The following is an 18750-nucleotide window of genomic DNA, read 5'->3' as shown; positions in this document are numbered from 1 at the left end:
CGTATTACATTCGCCAACCACTTGCTCTTCAAAAGGCAGAGGAGCTCGCTCCCGGTGGTCACAATTTATTCACGAAAACTGAACTAGTATAGTAGCACTCATAGTATGACTGCCATCATTGAACCAGTAATGTAGTTCAATAGTATTTCCATCTAAAATAGACATATTTACCATATTGTTCCGTTTGAGTGGCATATGTTCTCGCATCAACTATTCCTTTTATAATTTTCAACCTGCTCCAAAACCTTCTGGAAGACTTCCTCATCCCATTGTGGAGGATAGCCTTCCTTGTAAATAAGGTATGTGAGCTGGCTGGCAAGTTTACTTTTCAAGTTATCGTTATTCAACCAATCGGCATAAATGGCGGTATCGTCAATCAGCAACTTGATTTTCTTCGCCAACTCAATGCAACGTTCATCGGCATATTCAAACTGATGCTTGTCTCTGACTTCTACAAGAACATCGAAAAATGCCTTTTCCTCAAATGTAATTCCCAATTCCTTGAACTTCTCGCTGTCAGCTTTTAGTTCTTTCAGAATGTTCATTAACTTGTTCGACAATCCGTTGATTTTGTATGAAACAATATCACATACTTCATTCACTACATTCTGTGTCACTTCATTGGTAAAGGTCAGACTGTCACGGGTGTTATACGCATCAATCGTTTCCTCGAGCATCTTTTGGAAATGTTCCGCCTGTATCTTGTTGGTCCGACTATATGCCCGAATAGCCCTCGCCACCATTTTACACAGTATCTGGAATTTGGTAAACGGCATCTTCATATCGTCCAGTTCTTTCGAGAATGTGTCACTGAAAATATTTTCTTCAACGCCTTCATCAAGAACACGCTCAACACCACTGGCAATAATAGCCTCCTTCACCATCTGTTCCACTTGTCGGTTCATACTCTCGGCGTCGTGTTCGGTTGCCGTCATCTTATTGACATAAGAGCAGATTCCCATAAAACACTGACTCCACATCACCTCCTCATCAGACAAAATTCCAGCAGGATTGCAGATGTTGTACGCAGAACGCAAACGCTTCACGTGTTCTTTTATAAGTTTCCAAAAAGACAATTCGCCTTTGCGCTCTATGTTGTTGGCTAATATGTATTCTGTTGCTTCCTGAATAAATTGCAGACGGGCTAAATCGTTATTCCCAAAGAATCTGGCAAAATTAAGTCCGGATAATCGTTCACGAAGCAACTGCAACTCATTTTGTAATATCTCGTGAGCAATTTCAAGGTCTTCTTTGGGGCTGATTTCTCCGCCATACTTCTTCATCGCCTTTTTCATCTCCTCGCGGATGCCGATGTAGTCGATAATAAAGCCATATTCTTTCGTGCCATATTTGCGATTGACACGCGAGATTGTCTGTATCAGCGTGTGCTTCGATAGCGGTTTATCGTTGTAAAGCATTGTCAGACACGGCACATCAAATCCGGTAATCCACATATCCACATTGATGGAGATATGAAAATTGGACTTTTCTGACTTAAATTCCGAATCAAGGAACTTGCGATATTCTTTATCTCCAAGAAGGTCGTAGAGTTCACGTTCATCATCTTTATCCCTTGTCATTACCATATTGACAAAGGCGATATCCGCAAGCTTACTCTTCTCATCTGCCGTTAGCGTTAGCTCATTCAACGCTTTTTTCTTCTCGAACCACTCCGGTTGCAACTCCCTCATAACTTTGTACAAGCGAAAAGCGGTAGTGCGGTCAATACAGGTTATCATTGCCTTTTGCAGGCGGTCGGTCGATGCCGTGCGACGTTTATAGTCGTCAATTATATCGCGGGCTACACGATACAGAACATCATCGTCACCGATAATAACCTGCATACTTGACATCGCAGCTTTACTCTTGGCAATATCTTCGGGCGTCGCTCCTTCATCAGCACACAAACGATAATATTCTTCTACCTTATCCGCCTGCTCTTTATTGAGGAATACACGAGCCAATCGAGGGTCATATTTAATAGGAACTGTTATCTCGTCATATTCCGACTCTTTCATCGTGTATTGGTCAACGACTTTTCCGAATACATGCACGGTCTCGTCAATCGGAGTACCGGTAAAGCCGACATACGTCGCGTTGGGCAGTGCATCACGCAAATATTTTGCAAAACCGTATGTAACTTTAGCACCTATTTTATCCTGCTCTCCGTCTGCACGGATAGAAAGCTTTGAACCAAGATTGTTTTGAGTTCGATGCGCCTCATCGCTCATACAAATTACGTTGGAACGCTCTGTAAGCAGCCCGGTCGAATCCGCGAATTTTTGAATGGTAGTAATATATACACCTCCCGTTTTACGGGTACTCATCTCCGCTGCCAACTCCTGCCTAGTCTCAAACACTTTTACGGCATTATCCTCCAAAAATCGTTTGGAGTTGCAGAAGAGTTTTCCGCTTTGGGTTTCTAGGTCCTCGCGATCCACGATAATGAGAATGGTGGGACTGCCGAGCTGCTCTTTGCATCGCAACGCCAACTGTCGAGCCAAAAACAGCATCGTATAGGTCTTTCCGCAGCCGGTTGCGCCGAAGTAAGTACCCCCTTTTCCATCTCCGCCGACAGAACGCAGATGCTGAAGGATGTAATCTCTCAATTTGCGCGTGGCGAAGAATTGTGGATAACGACATACGATAGCTGTCGTGTCATCTTCCTTTGTCGGGTCGGGGAAATAGACATAATCGCGCAGCACCTCCAATATGCGTTCCGGTGACAATGCACCACGAATTAAGGTTCGTAACGTATCAAGTCCCTTGCCGGCTTTGTCCTCATTCTCAATCTTCTTCCACTCATAGAAGAACTCAAACGGAGAAAACGGCGTTCCCAACCCATTTTTTGCGCCGTCACTGATAACCGCCAGTGTGCAGTATTTCAGCAATGCAGGAATATCGCGCATATATCGGGTACATATTTGCGTATGCGCATCGCGTATGGTGGCGTTTTGTTTGGTGGGATTTTTCAGTTCAATGATACATACAGGGATGCCATTGACAAACAGCAGAATATCCGGACGGCGGTTTTCGCGCCCCTGCTCCATAACAAACTGATTGACGCAACGGAAAAGATTGTGGTCGGGATGCTCAAAATCAATATACTCCAATCGGAACGGGTTGTCTCTGCCATCGCTGTATGTGAAGTCGAATCCGTCTCGATAAAGAAAAAATGTATTCTGCGCAGCAAAATAATCATTTTGCTCGCCGACATTGCGCAGGTTGGCTACAATGCCGTCCATCTCAACTTCCGATAGATTCTTACTCTTATACTGACCATTCAGAAAAGCACGCAAGTCCTCCTCAATAAGCGGATCGGTACACTTGCGATGCAGTTCATCTCCGAAAGTATATTGCCAATGAGCCTCTTTGAGCAGGTCGATTGTCGCCTCCTCAAACTGACTTTCATAATATTTTCCTTTGCTTGGCATAGTTATCACTTTTTTATTTTTTCGACAATCTTTTCTGCCAACTTTTGGAGAAGAGGCGTATTTGCACCCAAGGATGTTTTAGTAGGTTTAAATTCATCAGACAACTGCTTCTTGAAAGCATCCATATTCTCTTGACTGAATAAATTTTTCTTTTTCAATTCTTCTACTATCTGCTTTATAATAGGTTGCGTAGAATCTACCTCAAAGTCTATGTCCTCTTTCAATCCCTGTTTACAAAACTTAACAAACTGTGCTTTAACAAAATTTTGTCCTAATGTATCTTCTATAGTTCCGTTGGCTACAATATCACCAACAAGATCGCGAATCGTAAAAACGTTTTCTTCCGTATAACCTCCACCTATCTTGAGTATTTTTTCTTTGTCTTTTTTCCCATCTCCATCATCGTCAAGCAAAACAAAAATACTGATGTTCTCATAATTTATTCTTGATGCCAACGTTATTATATTGCTACCAGTCCCATTTGTTATACCGATATCTTTATGGCCCAAACAATTTAAAGCTTTTTGTAGTAGCACTTTGTCTGTCGCCCCCTCAACCAAAATTCTATGTGGATTCAGTAAGTCTCTATATACATCTATACCGAACGCCTCCCTCAAAACTTCGTCATCAATGATATTATCGCTATCTTTTATACGTTTTAATTCAGTTGTCGCCTTTTTATCCTTTTTTACAATAAAATGACGCTCTCTATGACTTTTATCAATCATAAAAGGAGAATGGGTCGCCAAAAAGACAAAATTATCTTCACCTATCTTTAAAAGTTCCTTAGCCAAATCTCGAATGCCGGAAGGATGCAAGTGGACTTCCGGCTCATCTATCAGTATTAACTCATTTTTTCGTTCCTGATTTTTAGTTTCGAGTGATAAAGATAATATTAGAGACAAAAAATGTTTCGCTCCTTGGCTTCGCTCATTTATAGAAAATCTGTCATTTTCATTTTCTTCCCCTTTATCTTTAATCAACAGAGAAAATTTACCGGTCTCTGTGATTTCTATAATCAGATCTATATTATTACTCCATACATTATTTATATATTTATTCAAAGAAATTTTAAGTTGCCCCATTAATCGGCTCCGGCTTCGTGAGTTTGCAACCTTACTGATAACTTCCTTTATTGCAGCTTTATCTGCATAACCACTCAATTTAAAGATATTGTAAAGAGGTCTATTTGAGGTCGGTGCATCTTTAAAAACATTTAAATCCGCATCACAAAGTAAATACTTCTTGGATGGTTTCCAAACAGATACGGACGGTTCTCTTCCCTCAATAAAATCAGTTATAATGCCATCAAAATTTTTTTTAAATTCAGTGGCATTTAATAGAAATCCACCTTCTTCTTCAGGTATCTCCACCACAGAAATCGTATCTTTCCACGATTTTTCGATTTTAACAAAATATTTACCAAGCAGATTTATATCATAATCATATGTATATTCAAATTCCGAATCGCCTCTTTTTATATACACATTCTTTACGATATTTGAAATGGCAAAATCGATATCAAATTGAGAATTAGTGGCTTCATTAATTGCAGCTTTTAATTCTTTTTCTTCGTCCTCTTCTAAATTCAAAGAGAAGTAAATATTGCAATACTCACAATCCTCAATTTTTTGATTGCAAAATTGATCGAAAGACACTTCGTCTTCCGGAGCGTTAAAATAGGACAACGCCTCTAAAATGTTGCTTTTACCAGATTCATTGATTCCTACAAATATTTTGGTATAGCTGTCACCAACTTTATCAAAAGGGATTTCAATCTCTTTGATAGACTTAAAATTCTCGATTTTTGCCTTTGAAATATACATATTTATTTGCTGTTAGATTTCTATCAATTGTGATTGGAAGTACTGTGTATGATATGTTGAAGTAATGCCGGACATACTTCACGAGAAAGCCGGTCGGCTTCTTCGGCTATCTGTTTGGCTTCGTTGGTGCACTTGTATATATTGACAATAGCTCGCTGAACATCAATATCCGGTATCGGAATGCGAACACGCTTCATATCCTCAAAAGAGAATGTTTCCCGAGCACTGCCCCATGAATTGAAACGGACAAATCGGTCAAATTCCGGACGGCAAAACCATAGATACAAAAAATCAGGCAACAGTCGCTCTTTGTCTTTGACCTTAAAAACGCAAGAGATTGAAGAAACGAGAACATTTTCATTAGTGTTATTTAATCCCAAACTCATTTTGTCGCCTCTTCTTGATGTATCTGGAACATATGCAATCTCGTCTGGTTTGACAATCTTATAAGGAGTAAGAGAAACCCCCTCTAAATTTGCCTTCGTATCAATCATACCTTTTGAGGTCGCCAGTCCTCTAACAGAATCTGCTCCAAGCGCATTACCGATATTCCGCTCATCACATTCCTCAATATATTGTCCTATTTCTTGTAATGAACAATTATGCTTCAACTTTTGGATATAACTTTGGCAGAGTTGCATAAGCGGAGCGACTTTTGCCACATTCTGTTCTTTAATCTCGCTCAATGCTTTCCACGCATTTACCACCTTTTGCTGTTCGTCAAGAGACGGCAATGGAATCTCGACTAATTCCATACTCGCAAAACTAAACGCTTCGCGAGCACTTCCCCAAGAATTGTATCGAGCATATCTGTCAAACTCCGGTCTGCTGAAAATTAGATAAAGATAATCCGGCAGTAATATGGCTGTGTCTAAAATCCTAAAAACAACATAGGACGATGACACTATATATGTATCGTCAGAATCATTCAGTGCTAGAGAGATTTTATCACCGTTCCTTGATGTAATAGTTACATAGCAAAACTCATTTGGTCGAACCTGTTTGTAAGACGATAGAGAAACGCCATCCATATTAGCTTTTGATTCAATAAAAGTTTTATTTATGCTCACACCTCGCAATGCTGATAAGTCTAAAGCATTGTCGGCATTCCGGCGGCTATCACATTCGACAATATAATCCTCAAGTCGAACCCATTTTACGTTTCCGTCTCCCATATCACTCCTCCTTTCCGTGTTGTTCCAAGAAGAAACGTTTTTGCTGTTCTATCTCCCTGCTCAACTCTTCCTCTGTTGGCATATAGGCCATATATTTGGCTGCAAAAAGTTGCTCGCTACCGTTAAGGACAGAATATTTTGCCATTACTTTATCTGTTTCCGTGCAAAGCAATATACCTATGGTCGGGTTATCATTCTCATCTTTTACAAGGTCGTCATACATCCGAACATACATATCCAGTTGCCCCACGTCCGCATGTGTCAATGGATGCGTTTTAAGCTCAAACAGTACGTAACGTTTGAGTTTGATGTTATAAAACACGAGGTCTATGTAAAAGTCCCCAGAACCTGTTGCGATATGTTTCTGCCTGTCAACAAAGGCGAAGCCTCGTCCCAATTCCATAATGAACTGCTGCAAATGGTCTATCAGGGCTTGTTCCAACTGGCTTTCATCATATTTTGTGTCTTTGCGGAATCCCAAGAATTCCGCTATTACCGGACTCTTGATATATTCCAATGGATCATCGGATTCAATGTCCGGAGCCGGCAATGCCACCCCTTCCCTCACGCAAGCCATACGACGACCATAGTATTGCGTGCCAATGTTGCGACTAAGTGTTCTCGAACTCCACATCTGCTCCGAAGCTTCTTTCGCATACCACTCTCTGGCTTTAGGATCCGCAACCTGTATAATCGTACGGAAATGTGTCCATGTCAGATTGTGAACGCACGCGTTCACAATCTTCAAATCACTGAAACACAAGTAGAATTGTCGAAAATAATCGAGATTACGTTTACTGAACGTACTTCCATATTTAGGCACCAGTTGCGCTGCCAATGTTTTAATCAACCGACTGCCATACTGCGCACGGGCTTCGCCATGCTGTTCTTCTTCCACTATACGTCGCCCAATATGCCAATAGGTAAGTACCGCAATTTTATTGGCCTCCGCATATGCCTGTCTCCGACCTTGCTCTATGATATTCCGAATGTCATCAAAGAGTCTTTCGGGTGTTATATCATAATGTTGCAACTTATTCTTTTCCATACCCCAAAACTTTGAATGCGTTTATAAGTGTCGCTTCGTTATTATCCCAACGCTTTTTGAGCGCATCAAACTGACGACTCATATCCGCCAATGCCGACTGATAGTCCATCTCAGTATCACGGTCGATGAACTCGATATATCGGGACGGAACAAGCGAGTAGTTTTTCTCGCGTATCTCGTCTATATGGGCAGCGTAGTACAATTCGGGCTTGGCGTAATTCTCTACGGCCGTATTCTGCCAATCAAACACTATTTTGCAAATATCGGCAATCTGCTCCTCAGAGAATCGCACGAACTTCTTTTCGTAGATATTCTGGGTCCAAGTGCGCAAATCGACAAAAAGGATTTCTCCCTCCCGATTGCGCAGTTGCCTGCCATATCGCGGTCCACCTTTTTTATTGTTGTTCAGAATCCAGAGCGTAACCGATATATCGGTAGAGTAGAACATATTGCGCGGCAACACAATAATTGCCTCCACTTTGTCATTCTCGATAAGCTGCTTACGTATAGCCAGCGTATCGTCATCGTCCAATGCTCCGTTGGCAAGCAGGAAGCCTGCAATGCCTCGATTAACATTCAGTTTGTTCAACATATGCAGAATCCACGCATAGTTGGCATTGCTTGTCGGAGGTACGCCATACCCCTTCCAGCGCGGGTCGTTCCCAAAGTCACCATACTCGGCGTACTTTTTCAGATTGAACGGCGGATTGGCCATAATGTAATCCACCTTTATATCCTTGTGTTGATCGTCAGAAAAAGTAGAAACTGCACGGTCTCCCAAGTGGTAGGATATGCCTCTGATAGCCAAGTTCATCTTTGCCAAACGATAGGTTGCCGGTTCCGACTCCTGCCCATATACATTGACGGCTTTGGTGTTTCCGCCGTGCGCTTCGATGAACTTTGTTGCCTGCACAAACATACCGCCAGAACCGCAACACGGATCATATACAGTGCCGTCAAACGGTTCGATGAGCGATGCAATCAACTCAACAATGGAGTGAGGGGTATAGAACTCCCCCTCCTCTTTGTCGGCATTGATAGAGAACGCTTGCAGGAAGTATTCGTAAACCCGACCGACAAGGTCGTGTTCCGTAAAGCGGTCTGGGTCGATTTTCTCAACCTCGTCCACAACGCTTTTCAGGACACCGGGTTCCAACGCTGTCTTCGTAAATATCTGCTGCGGCAAGGCGTTTTTTAACTTCGGCTCGTTATCGTCCAGTGTCTTGATTGCCGTATCGAAAGCCACTGCCATAGTTGCAGCCGGTTTCAGAATCAGAGCATCCCAGTTGGTCTCTTCCGTCAGGAAAAATACACCGTCCTGCTGATACTGATTGGGGCGGGACAACTGCATCTCGATAAATGCTTCGTCATTGATACCTTGTATCTCGACAATCTCGTGACGGATTTTATCTCGCTGCCGCTTGAAACGATAGCTGATAAATTTAAAGAATACCAATGTCAGCAGCAAATCACGCTTATCGGTCATTTGCGCTCTTCCTCGCAAGCTGTTGCGACAATTCATCAGGATTGTTTCCAGACTCTCTTGCTTTATCTGTCTATTTTGTTTCTTCACCATATTCCTACTGTATCAATTCTGCATTTAACTTAAATGCCTTAGAATCTATTTCCATTTGGTAAATCTTAATCTCAGGATTCCGTTTTTTGGCAACTTTAATAATCTTAGACCTCTCTTCTGTTTTTATATTTACGCCCAAATAAACCGATTCAAAGCACTCCCCTCCAATTTTAGGAAACGCCCGAACTTCTTTCCCATCGATAGGACCTTTACTATCATCCTGATCTGGCATCAACCTCATATATCCAGGATAAGGGTTTAAAATAAATAAACGAACCTCCTGTTCGTGTGCCCACTCCTTTGCTTTTGTGGATAACTGATAATGGTAGAAATCTTTTGCATCTCGAAAATAGTTAGGTTTCTCGACGATATTCCTATATTGGACCTCTATTTCAGCGCAACCAATCATAATATCTCCCCACATATGGGATAGGTATTTACGAGTCTTTTCCATATCTATACCGACACAAATACCTTTGTGCCTGCTATAATAGCTCCACATCAGTATAGAGTCATATATTTTGGACAAACTACATATCCAAGATTGTTCTCTTGTTCTGCGGAATGAATCGCTCCGCAACTCTTCTATTACCTCCGGAGGCCAAACTCTACAAGCCTCTTCCGGAACATTGGAAAAGTCTATCAATGCAGGATGACAGTCAAATGGGTCATTCAACTGCGTTGCATTGGTGAATTGAAGATTGCTATTATGCAACATCATCAATCCACCTATAAAGTCAAGGTACTTATATAGTTTGATTGCAACCATAAATCTTTTATTCAGTTCTCAACAAGTCATTGACAGAAACTTCCAACAGTCTTGATAACCCTCAAAAACCTGACAATCAGCAAAAAACTATTCACACACCACTTAAAAACAATCAAAGGATTAACTTCCAACTGCTCACAAAACCATCTGTTGGTTCTTTTTTCTCGACTAAAACCACTTTTAGACGGTTTATATCAGTTTGCATATCTCTCAAAATTGTTAATGTTTTGCAAATATAATGAAACTCCTTCACATATGTTGTTGTTCCTATATTTTTATTCCTAATCAGTTTGTTTGTAAATATTTTAATTTTTCATATCTGTAGAACATTCGAGTATAGTCCGAAATTTGAAAGGTATCTGTTCAATCCGTCGGAGATGGATTTTTATTAGCGTCAGCTAATAGCAAGGTATGTTTTCAGCCGCTCAAAACATTTTGAGCGGTCCCGAAAACGCCTTGCCCTTGCAGGGGGCGGAATACCCTCCAAAGTCGGGAAACCTCTCAATTATGGGGTGTCTGTTTTACTAGTATGGATGCTTACAAGACCTATGGGACGTTCTCTTTTGCGACCACCGGGAGCGTCCTCCTCAGACTTTCTGAGAAGCAAGTGGTCGGAGAATGTAATACGCCGACATAAACTTGCTAACTCAAAATTTAATTACTGTTCTCTGCATACTCTCCTAATTTGCCATAGTGCAGTCTTTACAGCCAGAGATTGGTCGATAAGTCCGATTAGCAGTTGACCGATCAGCTGATAAATCGGTTAAACGGCAAGCTGACATACCAATCGGCAAGTCTGACGACAGAGTATCATATTGACTGATTAACTGATTCACCTGACCTACTTCTCACCAACTGTCCAAACAGGCTTAACCTTTACAAGTTTTCTTGAGGGAGCGCAGTTCTCCGTCTACTACTCCAAAGGCATTGTCCACATACAAAAAAGAAAACAGCTTGCCGGACAACATCCTGTCGGTGTCCCGTGCAAGCTGCTTTTCTGTTTTCTTTCCGTCGCTTATTCCCGTTGCCGGGTGCTTTTGAGGGTGTGCCGTTGAAAGGTGCAAGGTTTTCGGATGGAATACGCTCCGAAGGAGGAAGATTGCGTCCGAAACGGCTTTGCCGCCCGACCTTGCATTTCTCAAAAGTTGCACACCTATCTTTGCTGCCGGATAGCGGGAAGAGACGACGGAAAGAACGAACTTGTCTGTTTAATTGTACATATTCCCTTTATCCCGACCTTTTCGGTTAAAGACCTCCCCGTGTACGATTAAATATACCGGAGGTGCAGGGCATTCTTTATTTCTGAAATATAACCGCTCTATCAAAAACTGCCGGAAGATACGACTTCCCTTGCTCCATATTCTGAATGAGACGGCTATCACCACTTCAAGGCTATAAACATCGAAACTGATGCCATTGAGTTGCCTAATATACTTTGCCGTATCATACTCGCTTAGTTCCTTGTTTTTGTAAATGGACTTGACAGTCCTGCGTACATTGTACTCGAACACGCCGAGCATGTCGGCGATTTCCGGCAGGGTCATCCATACGGGGACGTCTGACATCGTGACCGTCCCCGTTTCACTGATTGTTATGATTCCTCGGTTCATAATTCGTTTCGATTATTTGCTTGTCGGATAGGATTCCAGACATCTCCTGCGGGCATCAAGTTTACGCTCCAATTCTGTCATGTCGTGGCTGACTTTGCGGTCTATCACGCGAGCATATATCTGCGTCGTTTTTATATTGGTATGACCCAGCATTTTCGACACGCTTTCTATTGGAACGCCGTTGGAAAGACAGATCGTCGTTGCGTAGCTATGGCGAGCAAGGTGGAAGGTTATGTGCTTCTCTATCCCACAGAGCACGCCTATTTCATTCAGATAGTCGTTCATCTTCTGATTGCTGATTACCGGAAGAAGTTTGCCATTCTTTGCTTCTCCCGCATACCGCTGAAGTATCTGACGGGGAATCTCAAGCAAGGGGATGCGGGAATCCGTTCCGGTCTTTTGCCTTTTGGTCATAATCCACAACCTACCGTCAAAGCCGGTCTTGACATGTTCTTCTCTCAGGTTACAGATGTCTATATAAGACAGACCCGTATAACAACTGAAGATAAATACGTCCCTAACTCTGCGCAATCGCTCGGAGACGAACTCCTTGGCGTAAATCCTGTCTATCTCGAACTGCTCCAGATAACCCCGGTCCACCCGCTCAAAGGTGAATTTATAGTGGACAAAGGGGTCTATGAACTCGAGACCGCTATTTTTCGCATAAGTCAGGATGCCATGAAAACGCTGTAAAAATTTCGTGGCGGTATTATGGGCGATACCGCAGGTTTGGCGCAAATAGAGGTAAAAGTTTTCTACAAAAGCGGTATTCAGCTTCCGGAGAGGCATATCGGATGTATGATAATGTTCCCTCATGAAATCAAGCAGGCGTTGTCTCGTCAGCTCGTATCGGGTATAAGTCTTGCGGGTTGTCAGGGTTCCAACTTTCCGCTCGTATTGTTCATTGAATTGAGTAAAGCAGGTCATTAGCGTATTCCCCTTTTCCTCCAGACCCAGAAAAGCGTTTCGGATCTGCTCCGGAAAGACGTAGCCATTCAAGGCATGCTGGCGATTGTAATGAACCGTAAGCTCCGATTTCATATTGTCCAGAAGACGGTTCAAGGCCGTGTTTTCGCTGCTGTACCCCTTCCCCGTTTTCGCCCGGTTTTTGGAGGTATCCCAGTCATCGGGGAGTATGTCGAGCTTACTGCTGAATTGGGTGTTGGAGCCGTTTACTGTCACCCGTACCATTATGCTGACACGACCGTTTTTCTTGGGTTCGTTCTTTTTGAGGTAGAACAACACCTTAAATGTACTTTTCATGGCATCTCCTTTTGGTTGACAAAACTATGGTAATTCTGTGAAACCAAAGCAGACAAACAAGAGACAAACAACGCCAAATCAATGAATTACTGTTAAAATCGTTACGGTTTTTATTATCCGTTTTACCGTAACGATTCGGTAACGATTTTTTGTCCTAAAATGGCTTTTTCTTGTCTCCGAAAGGGTACATCGGAAAAGAAAAAACCTTTCTAAAACGTTCGTTTAGAAAGGTTTGGCTTAACTTGACCGCCGTTTGGCGTTTTATTCCGGTGATCCAGCTGGGATTCGAACCCAGGACCCCAACATTAAAAGTGTTGTGCTCTACCGACTGAGCTACTGAATCATCATCTTGTTAAAATGCGGGGCAAAGATAGAGAAAAAGTATAATACTTACAAATTCCGAATCGCTATTTTTGAAAAAATATATCTTCTATAAAAAAGGAATAAATTTAACAGGGCTTTTTATGGTGATGCAATCAGGTTTTTATACTTTTGTTCTATTCCATTCGGAAGCTATAACCGGGAAAATTAAAGAACCTGTGTAATGTTTTTAGAAAGCGTAAATCGTGCGGGATGGGTGGAAGTAATCTGCGGCTCTATGTTCTCAGGCAAAACGGAAGAGTTAATCCGGCGCCTTAAACGGGCTCTGTTTGCCCGACAAGAAGTCGAAATATTTAAACCCAAAATCGATGTAAGATACTCGGAAACGGAAGTTGTCTCCCATGATGCCCACGCGATACGTTCCACGCCAGTTGAAAACTCCGGAAACATCCTTTTACTAACGGGAAATGTAGACGTTGTCGGCATAGATGAAGCACAATTTTTTGATGCAAATATTGTCAATGTATGCCAAATGTTAGCCAATCAAGGCATCCGGGTTATCGTTGCAGGCCTGGACATGGATTACTCGGGTAAACCTTTCGGCCCCATGCCCCAGTTAATGGCAATAGCCGAATACGTAACGAAAGTACACGCCATTTGTGTACATTGCGGAAATCTGGCAAACCATTCCCACCGCTTAAACAAAGACGACAAATTAGTTATGTTAGGAGAACTGGAGTCTTACGAACCTCTATGCCGTCACTGTTTTAATAAAATGAAGCAAAACGGGAAATAATAAAACTGATACCTATTCTTCCAATGTAAAAGATTCTATCTGTTGTAATTTCCTAATTACTGCATCAATTCCCTGCCGCCGCAAAGACAGTATCATCCGGCATTCCAATTCAAAATTACGCTCCAATACATTTATATCTGCTTCTTTGATAACTCGCATCACATCATTAAGAACAGCATAACTGAATTTAATTCTTATTATCTCCTCTTCCACCTTCTCGACAATCGTTGCCTGCCCTATTGCATCAGCAGCGGCTGTACGATACGCATTTATTAATCCTGAAACTCCTAATTTGATTCCTCCGAAATAACGCACGACAACAATCAAAATATTTGTCAAATCGTGCGATACAATCTGTCCTAAAATCGGCTTTCCTCCCGTTGAAGAAGGTTCCCCGTCATCATTAGCCCGAAAACGCAATTTATCAGCCCCCAGCCGATACGCATAGCAATGATGCCGCGCGTCATAATATTTTCCCCGCAATTCTCCCAATATCGTCTTAATCTCCCCTTCCGTATACACAGGAAAAGCAAATGCAATAAACCTACTGCCTTTCTCCTTATACAGCCCTTCGGCTCTCGCTTCTATCGTTTTATAAATATCTTCCATAAAAACAGGGTTTGAAAACAGAATATTTCCGCATTCAAACCCTAAATATACAACTTATCTATTAGCAATATCAACAGCTGCAGTGCAATTTTCTCTGTAACTCTTCCACTTCCGCCCTGAATTTACGATCCGTATCAAGCATATCATTCACAACCTTACAAGCATACAATACCGTCGCATGGTCTTTCTTGCCTATCTGATTTCCAATAAAAGCCAATGAAGCTTTCGTATATGTCTTGCAAAAATACATAGCCAAATAACGCGCCTGTACGACCTCCCGTTTTCTTGTCTTGGCCTGCAACAAATCCGGTTCAATATGAAAATGCTCACATACCACCTGCTGAATCTTATCTACCGTCAAATCCTCCACTTGCCGACGAACCGTTTTTCCTAAAATATCCTTTACTAAGTTTATCGTCAAGTCCTTCTTATTGAAAGTAGCCTGGGCCAGCAAAGAAATCATGGTACCCTCCAATTCCCGCACATTATTATCCACATACTGGCAAATATATTCTATCACATCCGGAGCAAACTCGATACCGTCCTTTTTCGTCTTATACAAAACAATTTCCTTCCGGGTCTCATAATCCGGCGATTTTATCTCGGCAGACAATCCCCATTTAAAACGGGACAAAAGACGCTCCTCTATTCCGCTTAACTCTGCCGGAGCTTTATCACATGTCAGAATCAATTGTTTCCCCAATTGCTGAAGATGATTAAATATATGGAAAAAAGTATTCTGTGTCGCGGTCTTCCCTGCCAATTCATGAATATCATCCAATATCAGCACATCTATCAACTGGTAAAAATGCAAGAAATCATTAATCTCATTCTTCCTTACAGCTTCCGTAAACTGGGTCTGAAACAAATTCGTAGACACATATAAAACGACCTTCTCCGGAAAGTTTTGTTTCACTTCCAACCCTATCGCCTGTGCCAAATGGGTTTTTCCCAATCCCGAACCACCGTATATCAACAAAGGGTTAAAAGCCGTACCTCCCGGATTTTTAGCAATCGCCATCCCGGCCGATTTGGCCAAACGGTTACAACTTCCTTCGATAAAACTCTCCATCGTATAAGACGGATTCAACTGTGAATCTATCTGCAACCGATTTGTAACGCTTTCAAACGGATTCTTCAAACCGGATTGAGTACGGTTGTCCAAATATATTGTATTCGTCTCCGGCTTCTTTACCGACACCGAAGCCAACGTCGTCGTCAAAGGCACCTTAGGCTGATTCTCCACTACAACCGAATACTCCAACTTTGCATTCGGCCCGATTACCTCTTTTAATGAAGTGCGCAGGATATCAATGAAACGTTCTTCCAAACATTCGTAGACATAATTACTGGCCACCTGAATCGTCAACACACCATCCTTAAACTTTAAAGGACGAATGGGTTCAAACCACGTCTTAAAAGTTCTAGGAGGCAACTGCTCTTCGATCAGTTTCAAACACTTTGCCCAGATATTTCTACAATTTTTTTCCATAATATCCTGTCAAGCAGGTATTTTTATTTTTTAAGTAACTCTTCATTTTCCGAATGCTAAAGTCTCAAAAAAAAAATAGATAAAAAAATCTGTTTTTTATTGATTATTATTGGGAAAAGTTTAGGGTTTATATATCAGAATGTTAATCCAAACCGACTGACAAACAATTACTTATGGAGCAATTTTTCCCTCTTACCTATATTCCTGCACTGAAACAAATTTATCAAAAAATCCCCTTCCAACTCTTAAATTTATTCCCGTAAACCTTTAAAATTTAAGCTTAGTCACCCCTCCTCCAGCAATCATAATAACCATTTTGATTTTATGATTATGTAAAACTAAATTCAGGCAGAACATTAGTTATATAGAATGATTCTACTTTATTGAATTAATTTATTTTAACAATATATGCATCTTTGAAAGACTTTTTAACCCTCTCAATCTGCCCCTCCGCATCTTTTAAATTTCGATATGTATCAATCATATAAAGGACTTTCCCATTCCGCTTAATCATTTCTGCTTGAGGATTTTCCACCAAGAAAGGCGCATCGGGAGCCAATGGCTTATCGGTCGAATACACCACAATTCCATACGTATCTTCTTTCGACTTCCTGGAAGAAAAATCAAAAACCGAGAGATTAACAAACCTTTTAGGATTTGCTCTGAACTCCACCAAAAGTTTATTCAAATTTTCGCTGACCGCAACCAAATTATAATAAAGATCATCATTATTTATCGCCTCGCCTACGGAACCTTTTCCCCGGTTTATCTTTCGGACAACAGAATCCACCTCAAGAAGAATATCATCCAAACGCCTGAAAGCCTGTCCCAGATTTGCAGCCTGTAATGTATCCGAAAGCTCGGCTATGTTATTCAACCCCTTTGAAATATTGTAATTGCTCCGTTGAAGATTATCAGTTATACTATTAATATTGGACAATATATGCGAAATCCTGTCTGCTTGTCCGGTAATCAAGCCATCCAGACTCCCGGATGCACTCTCCACATTCTTCAATGTACGGTGAATACTATTCAAACTACCTTCGATATTTCCCTTGGTATCGTTATTAAAAATATCCTGTACCACAGTCAGCACCGTATCCAAAGATGCCATTATATTCTCTGCCTTATTTTTAAGAGGCTGTATTTGTCGATTAACCTGTTCAAGCAAATTCAATTCAAGCTGTGCACGAAGCGTATCCCCGTTCTGCGCATAATATATGGAATTCCCCGGCACAATATTTATCGCTTTAGAACCCATCAAATCAATATTCTGAATAACTGCCTCCGAATTTGCCGGAATCTCCAAATCCTTTTTAATGGAAAACTGCACCAACACATGTTCAAAACGAGCCCCCACAAAATGTATCGAATTCACCTGTCCAACCTGATATCCCCGATACACAACGCTGCTCGACACCTTCAACCCATCTACATTATCATATACACCGTAAAAAATATTATTCCGGTCAAACAACGCCTTCGCTTTTAAAAAATTAATACCCCATATCAGGATAATTATCGCGCCGATTGCCGTTAATGCTAGCTTTACTTCTCTTTTTATCTTCATTTTATTTCAATTTCTTCTCCAGATTTTTGGCTTCCGATACCTTTATCAATTTCCCGTTATATACGGCAATAACAAAACAATCCCGCACTTTCTTGCGAATACTTCCCAAATTGCGGCTTGCTTCTTCATAATTATTGGTCTTTTTCACATAATACCGATAGCGGTCACCCGTCTTCAATTCATAAACATCACCGAAATAACCCAAACATTTCGTATCTTTTAACCGAGTCGATGCCGATGCTATCTGAACTGCATAAAACAATCCTTTCTCCTCCGCCGGAGCAGGTTTTGCCTCTGCAACAGTTTTATTCCCCTCTTGTTGTGGTTCCGGAGCATGCTCCGCCAACACCATCGAATTACGCTCCACTTCCTCTTTATACGAACCAAAAGCAAGCGCTATCGCCTTAGCAATCTTATTTTGTCCATCCACCGTATTAAGAAAACGCTCCTCATTCGGATTGCTTATAAACCCCATTTCTATCAATATAGCAGGCATGGCAACATCCTTCAACACCAGATAGCCCGCCTGCCGCACACTGCGGTCCGTATTATGCGTCGCTTCTATAAGTGCATTTTGAACCAAACCGGCAATACGAAGACTATTTCCCAGATAAAGATTCTGCATCATCGAAAAAATAATATACGACTCCGCCCGGGAAGGGTCAAATCCGGAATACTTCACACTATAATCATCCTCATACTTAATTACCTCATTCTCCTTCATAGCCACCTGCAAATTGGCTTCCGTCTTATGCAACCCCAATACATACGTCTCAATTCCGCTTACCTTAGTATTATTGGGAATTGAATTAACATGCAATGAAATAAACAAATCAGCCTTGTGATTATTAGCAATCTTTCCGCGCTCACCCAACTCTATAAAAACATCCTTATCGCGCGTATAAACCACTTTGACATCCGGATACTTTTCACGTATCAGCTTCCCGAGCTTCAACGCCACCTTCAGTACAATATTTTTTTCATAGCTTATCTTCCCCACACATCCGGGATCCTTTCCTCCGTGTCCCGCATCAATACAGATACATTTGATCCGTTTATAATTAGTCTGAGCGGATACGGCACACAAAGAACAGAACATCCCCCAAAACAACAAAACACCCACAAGCCCGTATCGAAATATCATGATATTTTAAACTTTTTAAAAAGAATAATGAGCATTAACAACCAATATTTCTTACATTTGCCATCCCAATCCGAGAGTTGGCGGCAATTATATTCAATACAAAAATAATACAATAAA

14 protein-coding genes and 1 tRNA gene are annotated in these 18750 nt (G+C 41.5%); 1 reads left to right on the top strand and 14 read right to left on the bottom strand.

Annotation, left to right across the window (positions count from 1 at the left end; all coding sequences use genetic code 11):
* Positions 1-206 precede the first annotated feature (206 nt).
* From NFR61_RS08525 to NFR61_RS08475, 10 genes are all read right to left on the bottom strand, one after another.
* Entirely contained in the window at positions 207-3434 is a 3228-nt protein-coding gene (locus NFR61_RS08525; RefSeq protein ID WP_251623063.1) for a type I restriction endonuclease subunit R, read from the bottom strand.
* 5 nt (positions 3435-3439) lie between these two features.
* A complete protein-coding gene (locus tag NFR61_RS08520) occupies positions 3440-5260 on the bottom strand; it encodes an ATP-dependent nuclease (protein WP_251623061.1) in 1821 nt (606 codons plus the stop codon).
* A gap of 23 nt (positions 5261-5283) precedes the next feature.
* On the bottom strand, positions 5284-6435 hold the full coding sequence (locus NFR61_RS08515; protein WP_251623059.1) for a restriction endonuclease subunit S: 1152 nt from the start codon (positions 6433-6435) through the stop codon (positions 5284-5286).
* Position 6436: 1 nt separating this feature from the next.
* Positions 6437-7483, bottom strand: a complete 1047-nt coding sequence (locus tag NFR61_RS08510) for a PDDEXK nuclease domain-containing protein (protein WP_251623057.1) — start codon at positions 7481-7483, stop codon at positions 6437-6439.
* Complete coding sequence (locus NFR61_RS08505; RefSeq protein ID WP_251623055.1) at positions 7470-9059, bottom strand: N-6 DNA methylase; 1590 nt, start codon at positions 9057-9059, stop codon at positions 7470-7472. Before NFR61_RS08505 ends, NFR61_RS08510 begins: the two co-directional genes overlap by 14 nt.
* A gap of 4 nt (positions 9060-9063) precedes the next feature.
* Positions 9064-9828: a DUF2971 domain-containing protein gene (locus tag NFR61_RS08500; RefSeq protein ID WP_251623053.1), complete on the bottom strand. Its 765-nt coding sequence runs from the start codon at positions 9826-9828 to the stop codon at positions 9064-9066.
* A gap of 869 nt (positions 9829-10697) precedes the next feature.
* Positions 10698-10979, bottom strand: coding sequence for a hypothetical protein (locus NFR61_RS08490; protein WP_251623051.1), 282 nt, complete (start codon positions 10977-10979; stop codon positions 10698-10700).
* A gap of 57 nt (positions 10980-11036) precedes the next feature.
* Positions 11037-11438 (bottom strand): virulence RhuM family protein, encoded by a 402-nt coding sequence (locus tag NFR61_RS08485; protein WP_251623049.1) that lies wholly within the window; start codon positions 11436-11438, stop codon positions 11037-11039.
* A 12-nt stretch (positions 11439-11450) separates the two neighbouring features.
* A complete protein-coding gene (locus NFR61_RS08480) occupies positions 11451-12701 on the bottom strand; it encodes a site-specific integrase (RefSeq protein WP_251623047.1) in 1251 nt (416 codons plus the stop codon).
* 270 nt (positions 12702-12971) lie between these two features.
* A tRNA-Lys gene (locus tag NFR61_RS08475) sits at positions 12972-13044 on the bottom strand.
* Between the two features lie 201 nt (positions 13045-13245).
* Here NFR61_RS08475 and NFR61_RS08470 point away from each other — a divergent pair.
* Positions 13246-13818: a thymidine kinase gene (locus NFR61_RS08470; RefSeq protein ID WP_251623045.1), complete on the top strand. Its 573-nt coding sequence runs from the start codon at positions 13246-13248 to the stop codon at positions 13816-13818.
* A gap of 12 nt (positions 13819-13830) precedes the next feature.
* Here NFR61_RS08470 and NFR61_RS08465 read toward each other — a convergent pair whose 3' ends face one another.
* From NFR61_RS08465 to NFR61_RS08450, 4 genes are all read right to left on the bottom strand, one after another.
* Positions 13831-14427, bottom strand: a complete 597-nt coding sequence (locus tag NFR61_RS08465) for an IMPACT family protein (RefSeq protein ID WP_251623044.1) — start codon at positions 14425-14427, stop codon at positions 13831-13833.
* Between the two features lie 70 nt (positions 14428-14497).
* A complete protein-coding gene (gene dnaA, locus NFR61_RS08460) occupies positions 14498-15919 on the bottom strand; it encodes a chromosomal replication initiator protein DnaA (RefSeq protein ID WP_277613064.1) in 1422 nt (473 codons plus the stop codon).
* Positions 15920-16307: 388 nt separating this feature from the next.
* Positions 16308-17489 (bottom strand): MlaD family protein, encoded by a 1182-nt coding sequence (locus NFR61_RS08455; RefSeq protein WP_251623034.1) that lies wholly within the window; start codon positions 17487-17489, stop codon positions 16308-16310.
* 1 nt (position 17490) lies between these two features.
* The gene (locus tag NFR61_RS08450) at positions 17491-18633 is read right to left on the bottom strand and encodes an N-acetylmuramoyl-L-alanine amidase family protein (protein ID WP_251623019.1); all 1143 of its coding nucleotides are present in this window, start codon (positions 18631-18633) and stop codon (positions 17491-17493) included.
* Between the last annotated feature and the right edge of the window lie 117 nt (positions 18634-18750).

It is taken from the genome of Odoribacter lunatus (genome assembly GCF_943193135.1).
Classification (GTDB): Bacteria; Bacteroidota; Bacteroidia; order Bacteroidales; family Marinifilaceae; genus Culturomica; species Culturomica lunata.
This window is presented reverse-complemented; position numbering and strand designations above follow the sequence as displayed.

Bases quoted from the DNA above. Each gene is read 5' to 3' on its own strand.
- NFR61_RS08525 (WP_251623063.1), bottom strand. From the start codon at position 3,434: ATGCCAAGCAAAGGAAAATATTATGAAAGTCAGTTTGAGGAGGCGACA.
- NFR61_RS08520 (WP_251623061.1), bottom strand. From the start codon at position 5,260: ATGTATATTTCAAAGGCAAAAATCGAGAATTTTAAGTCTATCAAAGAG.
- NFR61_RS08515 (WP_251623059.1), bottom strand. From the start codon at position 6,435: ATGGGAGACGGAAACGTAAAATGGGTTCGACTTGAGGATTATATTGTC.
- NFR61_RS08510 (WP_251623057.1), bottom strand. From the start codon at position 7,483: ATGGAAAAGAATAAGTTGCAACATTATGATATAACACCCGAAAGACTC.
- NFR61_RS08505 (WP_251623055.1), bottom strand. From the start codon at position 9,059: ATGGTGAAGAAACAAAATAGACAGATAAAGCAAGAGAGTCTGGAAACA.
- NFR61_RS08500 (WP_251623053.1), bottom strand. From the start codon at position 9,828: ATGGTTGCAATCAAACTATATAAGTACCTTGACTTTATAGGTGGATTG.
- NFR61_RS08485 (WP_251623049.1), bottom strand. From the start codon at position 11,438: ATGAACCGAGGAATCATAACAATCAGTGAAACGGGGACGGTCACGATG.
- NFR61_RS08480 (WP_251623047.1), bottom strand. From the start codon at position 12,701: ATGAAAAGTACATTTAAGGTGTTGTTCTACCTCAAAAAGAACGAACCC.
- NFR61_RS08470 (WP_251623045.1), top strand. From the start codon at position 13,246: ATGTTTTTAGAAAGCGTAAATCGTGCGGGATGGGTGGAAGTAATCTGC.
- NFR61_RS08465 (WP_251623044.1), bottom strand. From the start codon at position 14,427: ATGGAAGATATTTATAAAACGATAGAAGCGAGAGCCGAAGGGCTGTAT.
- dnaA (WP_277613064.1), bottom strand. From the start codon at position 15,919: ATGGAAAAAAATTGTAGAAATATCTGGGCAAAGTGTTTGAAACTGATC.
- NFR61_RS08455 (WP_251623034.1), bottom strand. From the start codon at position 17,489: ATGAAGATAAAAAGAGAAGTAAAGCTAGCATTAACGGCAATCGGCGCG.
- NFR61_RS08450 (WP_251623019.1), bottom strand. From the start codon at position 18,633: ATGATATTTCGATACGGGCTTGTGGGTGTTTTGTTGTTTTGGGGGATG.